Below are 8479 nucleotides of genomic sequence, written 5' to 3'. Positions count from 1 at the left end.
ACACGCACCCTGCCGGAATCCTCCCATGGAGAAAGTCTTGAGATTTCGGAGATGTCAGGTGAAGCAGAAGAAGATGGGTGGCTCTGAGGGCGTTAAGTGAGTGTTACAAGGCGTTAGCGTGAGAATCCCCGTAGATTGGCATGAGGCTTTGACTTCACATCAAAGACGAAAGAGTGCCCGAACTGCGAAATCATCAAGATTTCGGAGTTCGCGTACTCGGTTGCCAATCTACGGGGATTCTTACGCTTACACCTTGTTAACGAAACGCCCGGTCTCAGAGCCACCCATCTTCTTCTGCTTTACCGTACACTTCCAAGAATCCACTTTCTCCACTAAATTCCCATTTCCACTCCTCACGTCACCACTGCCCCCAGAACTCCCCTACCATTCCCCTGACATTTCCCACATTACAAATCCCATACTCCTTCCACTCACGTGGAAATGTCTCCTGATATCTTCCATCCCGGAAGCGCTCATCCAGCAAGAGTATTACACCTTTATCTTCCTCTGTACGGATGACCCTGCCGGCAGACTGGAGTACTTTGTTCATCCCCGGATAGAGATAGGCATAGTCGAACCCCCGTAAGCCCTGTGCATCAAAATGTTCTTTCAGAAGTTCCCTCTCACGGCATACCTGTGGTAATCCTGTACCGACAATAACAGCCCCGATCAGTTTATCTTCTGCCAGATCAATCCCTTCTGAGAAAATTCCGCCCATGACACAGAAGCCCATCAGACTATGCTCTCTGACTTCTTCAAAATTCTCCAGGAATATCTCTCTGGCCTCTTCTGACATATACTGGGATTGCATTACATATTCAATCTCTGTTCCCCGTATCTGGCTTACATCTTTATGTTCTATATCTTCCGTTCTTCTTTCTTCTCTTTCCCCCAGTAAATCCACAAACATATCATAGACTTCTTCCATGAATCGGTAGGAAGGAAAAAACGCGATATAATTCCCCACCTTCGCACGTGCAACCTCTATCAGATATCTTGCATACCGCCTGTACATCTCTTCTCCACGCCTGGTATACTTCGTACTTACATCCGTTCCAAGAAGAAGACGCCGCTTCCGGATATCAAAAGACGACTCCGCATAGATTGCATAATCCTCTTTTGACGTACTTAGCAATCTTTTATAATAGTGCATCGGAAGCAGTGTCGCCGAGAAGAAGATCGTGCTGTTGCCCTTATCCAGGAATTCCTGCAGACACTTTGCCGGATTCACACAGAACAACCGCAGTTTGAATCTTCCATCACCTTCCAATTCCGAATAGATCATATAATTTTCATCCAAGCGGTCATGGATATTCACGAACATCCGCACATCAAAGTATAACTCCAGCACTTCTTTGCGTATCTCTTCATCCTTACATTCTTCCAGGAAGCGCTCTATCTCCGCCATAAGCGTCATAAACTTCAGATAGACGTGAGATACACTGTTCAACACCTTGCAGCCATCACACTCCCTTTTGAGAACTAACAACTGTTTATTACAATCCTCCAGTTTCCTGGCCAGTTTTTCATCTATATATTTTACCAGCCTTTTAATCTTTAAAAAATCTTCTTTATATACAGCCGCGCTGTACATCTCTCTGCCACGCTCTACCAGATTATGCGCCTCATCAATCAAGAACAGGTAATCTCCCTTATTTCCCTCTCCAAAAAAACGCCGCAGATGTGCATTCGGATCAAATACGTAATTATAATCACAGATGACCGCATCTACCCATTCTGACACATCCAGACTCATCTCGTGAGGGCAGACCTTCCACTTTCTCGCCTGCTCTTCCAGAATCTCCCGGCTCATCTCATCGGATGTGGTAAGTAATTCATAGACCGCATCATTCACCCGGTCATAATGTCCTTTTGCATAAGGGCAATAATCCGGATTACAGTTCGTCTCTTCACAGAAACATATCTTATCCTTCGCCGTCAAAACAATGACTTTCATTCGAAGCGCCTGCTCTTTTAACGTATCAAATGCCTGCCACGCCACTGTCCGGGTAATAGTCTTGGCGGTAAGGTAGAATATCTTATCTCCCAGTCCCTCTCCTACTGCTTTTACGGCCGGGAATACCGTTGCTATCGTCTTACCAACCCCTGTTGGAGCCTGGATAAATAATTTCTTCTTGCGAAGCATCGTCCGGTATACTGAGACGACCAGATCCTTCTGCCCCTCCCGGTAAGCAAACGGGAACTCTACTTTCTTAATCGAAGCATTCCTCTTTTCTTTCCAACGAATCTGATATCTGGCCCATTTCTCATACTTTCCTATCAAATCCCAGAACCATACATCCAGTTCCTCATAGGGATATACGCTTTGAAATCTTTTAATCTCCTCGGTCTCCATATTGCAGTATGTCATCTGTACGCCAATCTCATCTAATTTCTTCTGAGAAGCATAAATGTATGCGTAACATCTGGCCTGAGCCAGATGCACTTCTACAGGTTCTTTTATGGTATCCAGTTCCTTAAGAACCCCCTTAATCTCATCAATTACGATTCCGGCAGGTGTGTCGATGATTCCATCTGCCCTTCCTTCAACGCATAGAGTGAAGCCCTTGCAGGGAATCTCATACTTTAACGGAACTTCCGCATGATAGTCTGCCCCCATCTTTCTCTGAATCTTCCGATGGATCTTGCCGCCAAGCAGCATGGCATCCTTATCTGCTCCTGCTATTCGATTGTCAATATCGCCGCTGCGTAATATGAACTCCACAAGATTACGCACCGATATCCTGATAACTGGCTGCTCCATATCCATCATTACTCCATATCCATAATTTCTTTTCTCCACCCTTTTATCTGCCGAATTCTTAGATACCATGTTTCACTCATGCAGACACTTTTTTATTATAGCATAGAAACTTTTCATGGCGCAGCCTTTCTTTGTATTTCTACATTTTCCCTATGTTTTCTGTTATTGCCTCCTCTTCATCTGATATCTGCCACCCTTCTTTTTCCGGACTATTTCAGTTATTACTAACTTTTCTCGTCGAATTCCACCATATTCGGACGGAATCGAAGCGGCAGATGCTGTAACTGACACCTGGGATTCTCTCTGGATTCAATAGCAATGGTATGACAGAATCCTTTCCACAATCTTTCATACTCCATCTCTTTTTCAGAAAACTGAAGATTCCCATCCATATCATTCCACAGTTCATCCCACAACAACACCCACTTTTTTCCCGCTTCATGTACTACGAACATGTCATGGGTCTTATCATGTATCATCCAATTCTCCAGCGGCAATCGATCTGCAAAATGCGGAGCCAGACAGGTCAGTACTTGAGCCTTCGGCGTAATCCGCGCATATAATACCCCATTTTCCAATTCCCTGAATCTTAAAAACCCCTTCAGAGCATGTGCTTCTCCACCTACATTACGGCTTAATTCGAATACCTTCTCCACCTTCGGGTGACTCAGATGCTCCATAATCTTCGTACTGTCAGGCAAGGTCTTCGCTGCCAGCATGGTACCAAGAACCGCATCTCCTTTTTCCCTGTCGGAAGACAATACTGCATGATAGATATCCCAATACGCCTGTCTTCCCAGATGCTTCTTAATCAATGCCTCAACCGCAATCGCCTTATGCTCCGTCTCCTCCACTTCTACATAATCGCAGAATAACTGCTGCTCCAGCATTCCTTTTAACGCAATCCCACACTCTTCTTCTGTCATCCCGGCCTTCCACGCATCATAAATCCCCGAAAAGATACCTGTAACCGTATCACTACATACATATATGGTTTTCATAACTGCTCTCATAAAAATTCTCCCTAAACCTCACATCATCAAATAACGACAATTGCCGATATCCCATATTGGTAATCTCTTTTGGTAATTTTTCCCCCGAATCCAGAAGATTCCTTGTAATATAATCTTCCTCTATCTTCGTGGGATACATCATCTTACCACTGCATGTAATAAAGTACAGTGCCCGCTTCAGAACTACGCCAATCTTCTTAAGATCTTGAAAATCCAGCGACCCAAGCCTCCGTGCTTTCACAATCCTGACCGCCGATTTATACCCAATTCCCGGCACCCGAAGCAGCATCTTATAGTCTGCCCGGTTAATCTCCACCGGAAACTGTTCCAGATGCTTCAGCGCCCAATTGCACTTGGGATCAAACAACACATTAAAATTCGGATTCTCCTCTGACAAAAGTTCACCCGCCTGAAAATGGTAATACCTGAGCAGCCAATCTGCCTGATATAGCCGATGTTCTCTCAATAATGGAGGACCCTCATCCGTCTTTGCCGGAAGAGCCGAATCCTCATTCACATGCACGAATGCCGAGTAGAAGACCCTTTTCAATTCAAACTTCTGATACAAGGATTCCGCCACCTGCATAATCTGATAATCCGTCTCTGGTGTTGCCCCTATGATCATCTGGGTACTCTGTCCGGCCGGAACAAATCGCGGGGCATTCCGATACAGTTGTATCTCCTGCTTATTCTCTGTCATTCGGGTCTGCACCAGCCGCATAGGTGTGAGTATCTTCTTCCTGGTCTTATGCGGAGCCAGCATCTTCAGACTCTCCGCTGTTGGCAATTCAAGGTTTACACTCATTCTATCCGCCAAGAATCCAACTCTCTGTATCAGTTCCTGATTCGCCCCAGGAATTGCTTTCACATGGATATATCCCTGAAAATTGCATTCTCTCCTCAACTTGTACAACGTGGCATAGATCAATTCCATCGTATAGTCAGGGCTCTTAAGGATTCCTGAACTTAAAAATAATCCTTCAATATAATTCCTACGATAGAACTCCATCGTAAGCATACACACTTCGTCCGGCGTAAAAGACGTCCGCACTACATCATTACTCCTGCGATTCACACAATACTTACAGTCATAGATACATTCATTCGTAAACAAGATCTTCAACAGCGAGATACACCTGCCATCCGCCGAAAAACTATGGCAGATTCCAGACTGTTCGCAACTTCCCATCCCGGTTCCGTCATTCTTACGGGATGTGCCACTGGAGGTACATGCCACATCATACTTCGCCGCATCGGTTAAGATATTCAGTTTTTCATACAGCGTCATAGATTCCTGAATTCTCATATTACTACGCTCCTTCGCCGTCGTTATTTTTCACGACCTTTCTTCATTAACCACTTTACAAAGTCTTTCAATATCCATATCATTCTGGACTCAAATAATTCAATCCCCATTCCAGAACATCTGTTCTGCTATTTTCATTATAAGAACATATGTTCTTGTTGTCAAGTTTTTTCTATAATTGTTTAATCGGAATTTTATTATTGACATATATCTTTTCAGATGATATATTAATCACAACCACTTTATAATTGTAAAATTGGATATTCCGATTATCATATATTATTTCTACTTATTAATATATGAACCGGTATATCATTATTCTTATATATTCATACACATATTTTCTTAAATCATATTCTTGTACAACAATAGCGTCGGTGTACAAAGGTCAACATTTCCCCATCTAATTATGAATGAAAGAAGGATATCTATGATAGACAACAACCATACATCTCTAAAAAACCAAATACATATCTATTCCCTTGATACCGGTTGTTTCTATACAGAAACCGAACAGCAGTTGCACAACCGTATGCTACATTATATCAGGTACAAGAATCTTCTAAACTCTGCCGATACTAAGGATTGGAGTAGTGAAAAACTAGCAAAGAAAAAACTGATTTCCACCCATATCAACCAGAAAATACGGGAATATAAGCAACAACTAACAAGTGAATTCCCTGCTTCTTCCACTGTCAGACGTACATTACAAGAAGAAAAACTGACCGATTCACGGATAATCTCTATCTTTGAATCCACTCTGACAAGAACCGCTGGAATGAAGACCGGAGAACTTACCACTTCCATCATAGTAGTACAGACTTTCTTCTATGACATCATCGAACAGTTGATTAAGAACGGCTTTTCTTATCAAGGTGAAGCATATCGTTACTTCACTTCCTCCGCAGGACAGATTCGTACTAAAAAAACCGTCTTTATCAAAGAATCTCTGTGGCAGAGGATAGAAAAGACCTTAATGTGCGGTCTTTCTATCGACACGATCAACCAGCATGGAGGAATCAATGTCAATAAATATCTGGCTTATCTTGCCCTCTCCAACTCCGCCACAGAAGTCTGGGAGGATTTTGATATTCAACGCTGTATTGTGGTGCCGGATTTTGAAACTTCGGTTAATTGCGAAGTGGACTTTATCCATGATGACACATACCAGGTTGAGCGCAAGTTCATGGACGTGCCCATTCCACACACCGATGGATGTGGCATGATACTCCCTCGTCTATCGAAGAAGAACTTCATGGTTCGTCTCCCCTGGGTGAAAGGATTGCTTGCCTCGTTCGATTTCGTCCGATTCATAAGAGAACATGATGCCTCTCCTGTCATTCAGGATATTTACGGCAAAGAATGGGATATTATCCAAGACCGCATACAGATTATCCTGACTAAAAGCCAGTTCAAGATGTATCAATATTATGATTCCTGGGAGGAATACCAGCAATTTTTCAAGATGCACAACTGTCAGGCCGGAATTTGCAATATGGAAGAAGACCATTACTCCGATGCAACAATCAACTACCAGATGCTACAGACACTAACCGACATTACAGATGATGAGATCGATCAGTTAGTTCGCCGCTCGCAGAACACCCTGGAGAGAATCTCTTCTGATAAGCAGACCATCCTTCGTATCTTCGGTGTCGTACCAGGTAACAGTAATAAGACCTGGCTTCAACAGGCACTGGAACTATACCCAGAGATGCTGCAGGATGAATATTGCAGAGCCAGACTAAGGGAGATCAAAAAGAGCCTGGTACGGGAATTCCGCGCCGGGAAACTCGAGATTAATGGAAAATACACGTTCCTGGTGCCAGACCTGTATGCCTTTTGCGAGCATCTCTTCCTTGGCAATCCAGTTCCGACCGGACTACTAAGCAACGGTCAGGTCTCCTGTCGCCTGTTCTCCCATAATGAGAAATTAGACTGTCTGCGAAGTCCTCATTTATATCGGGAACACGCAATCCGCCGGAATACCGTCACAGATACAACCACCTATTGGTTTCGCACCAATGCCATCTACACCAGCACTCATGACCCAATCTCTAAGATCCTCCAATTCGATGTTGATGGAGATCGTGCATTGGTAGTCGCTGACAAGACTTTAGTAAAGGTTGCCGAACGCAATATTCAGAACGATCATATCGTTCCACTCTATTACGATATGAAGAAAGCGCAGCCGACTGCCCTCACTTCCGATGCGCTCTATCGCGGACTGAATGCAGCCTACACGGGCGGTAATATCGGTTATTACAGCAATAGCATTGCCAAAGTCTTCAATTATACCGATTGGTCACATGCGACTGCTTCTAAAAAAGAAGAAGCACTAAACGTCATCAAACTCCTATGCATGGAGAACAACTTCTGCATCGACATGGCTAAGACCCTCTATATGCCGAAACGCCCTCCGCACATCAATGATCTGATTCAGGCATACACGAAGAAAAAACTTCCGCATTTCTTCCAATATGCAAAGGGTAAGACAGCCGACCAGACAGAACCTAACTGCCAAAGTCTCATAGATAAATTAGAAAATAAGATTACTTACAAGCCTATCCGGCTAACCGTTAAAGACTTTGGAAAATTCTCCTATACCAAACTGATGCAGAAGCCCCGCATCCAAATTGATCAGCAGGTCATTGATAAATACAACCATCTAAACCGCCATTATCATTTCCGCCTGGGACCAGAGCAAAAAGACAACATTGATTATGTAATACAAAGCATACGGAAAGAACTTCTGGACTGCGGCCATTCAGAATCCGAAGTATGCGATATGCTGGTTCGACATCTATATACGAAGAAAACACCACACAAGGAACTCCTCTGGCAGTGTTTTGGACACCAGATTGTCGCCAATCTCCAGAAGAATGTTCCCGCCGGAAGCATTCAGTGCAGGCAATGCGGACTCCGTTTCCTCCCATCTTCTCCAAATCAGAAATACTGCGACGACTGTCGGGGATACAAACCCAAAGCTACCAAGATCATCACCTGTATTGACTGCGGCTGCAAGATAGCGGTTGATGCCAGAGATACTGCAACCTGCCGCTGTGAACGACACCGCAAGGAGCACCAGAGAATGCTTAAACGAGAACAGAATCGCCGTGCTTACGAACGCCGCAAACAGATTCAGTAGACCCCAATTTTATTCTTAGAATTCCTGAAACCCTTGAAAATACACAGGTTTTACCATTTTTCTAAGAACATATGTTCTGAACAAAATCTCCACAAGCCCTTGCAAATAAAGGTTTTTTCCATTTTTACACTTATTTGCCTACAAGGGAACAATGTTAACTTCCAATAGATTTTATATCTCGCACTGATAATTAAACAAAAAGTACGGAATATGCCAGTATTTCTGCGGATTCTTATTGCAGAAATACC

The 8479-nt window shown here is 43.6% G+C and carries 4 protein-coding genes; 1 reads left to right on the top strand and 3 read right to left on the bottom strand.

Annotated features, from left to right (window positions below; translation table 11 throughout):
* Positions 1-358: 358 nt before the first annotated feature.
* The 3 genes from ACQRBN_RS17215 to ACQRBN_RS17205 all read right to left on the bottom strand — a co-directional run bounded on the left by ACQRBN_RS17215 (position 359) and on the right by ACQRBN_RS17205 (position 5083).
* Complete coding sequence (locus ACQRBN_RS17215; protein ID WP_427740321.1) at positions 359-2770, bottom strand: ATP-dependent DNA helicase; 2412 nt, start codon at positions 2768-2770, stop codon at positions 359-361.
* Positions 2771-2988: 218 nt separating this feature from the next.
* Positions 2989-3765, bottom strand: coding sequence for a TIGR03915 family putative DNA repair protein (locus ACQRBN_RS17210; RefSeq protein ID WP_427740320.1), 777 nt, complete (start codon positions 3763-3765; stop codon positions 2989-2991).
* On the bottom strand, positions 3743-5083 hold the full coding sequence (locus ACQRBN_RS17205; RefSeq protein ID WP_427740319.1) for a putative DNA modification/repair radical SAM protein: 1341 nt from the start codon (positions 5081-5083) through the stop codon (positions 3743-3745). Before ACQRBN_RS17205 ends, ACQRBN_RS17210 begins: the two co-directional genes overlap by 23 nt.
* Before the next feature lie 430 nt (positions 5084-5513).
* On the opposite strand from ACQRBN_RS17205, the gene ACQRBN_RS17200 reads away from it, so the two are divergent.
* Positions 5514-8231, top strand: a complete 2718-nt coding sequence (locus ACQRBN_RS17200; protein WP_427740318.1) for an RNA dependent RNA polymerase — start codon at positions 5514-5516, stop codon at positions 8229-8231.
* Positions 8232-8479: the final 248 nt, after the last annotated feature.

Source organism: Bariatricus sp. SGI.154, assembly GCF_050313795.1.
GTDB lineage: Bacteria > Bacillota > Clostridia > Lachnospirales > Lachnospiraceae > CAMBRQ01.
Note: the sequence above shows the minus strand (reverse complement) of the source record. Positions and strands in the feature narration are given on the sequence as shown.

Bases quoted from the DNA above. Each gene is read 5' to 3' on its own strand.
- ACQRBN_RS17215 (WP_427740321.1), bottom strand. From the start codon at position 2,770: ATGGATATGGAGCAGCCAGTTATCAGGATATCGGTGCGTAATCTTGTG.
- ACQRBN_RS17200 (WP_427740318.1), top strand. From the start codon at position 5,514: ATGATAGACAACAACCATACATCTCTAAAAAACCAAATACATATCTAT.
- ACQRBN_RS17210 (WP_427740320.1), bottom strand. From the start codon at position 3,765: ATGAAAACCATATATGTATGTAGTGATACGGTTACAGGTATCTTTTCG.
- ACQRBN_RS17205 (WP_427740319.1), bottom strand. From the start codon at position 5,083: ATGAGAATTCAGGAATCTATGACGCTGTATGAAAAACTGAATATCTTA.